This is a genomic window from Sulfitobacter sp. 15WGC (assembly GCF_005068605.1).
GTDB lineage: Bacteria > Pseudomonadota > Alphaproteobacteria > Rhodobacterales > Rhodobacteraceae > Sulfitobacter > Sulfitobacter faviae.
In genome coordinates this window covers 1-254 of sequence record NZ_SZNL01000158.1, presented here as the reverse complement: position 1 = coordinate 254, position 254 = coordinate 1, and the positions used below count along the sequence as shown (strand labels likewise).

1 protein-coding gene is annotated in these 254 nt (G+C 63.0%); it reads right to left on the bottom strand.

Annotation, left to right across the window (positions count from 1 at the left end; genetic code table 11):
• Positions 1-112, bottom strand: a 112-nt coding sequence (locus FCK22_RS19460) for a hypothetical protein (protein ID WP_248646604.1), incomplete at its 3' end; no start/stop codon positions are given.
• Positions 113-254: the final 142 nt, after the last annotated feature.

Below are 254 nucleotides of genomic sequence, written 5' to 3'. Positions count from 1 at the left end.
GGCGCGACAGATCGTGCATAATGCCGACAAAGGCGACCTCGCCCGAGATATCGGCGCGGCCCACGGAAAGATGCAGCGGGAAGACACTGCCATCGGCGCGCAGCCCTTCCACGTCGCGGCCCACGCCATGATGCGTTTCTCTCCGGTCTCGAGATGGTGGCGCAGGAAGCCGTCATGTTGAACGGCCATGTCTCCCGGCATCAGCATGCGCACGTTTTGCCCTACCAAATCCTCAACCGGATGGCCGAAGAGCG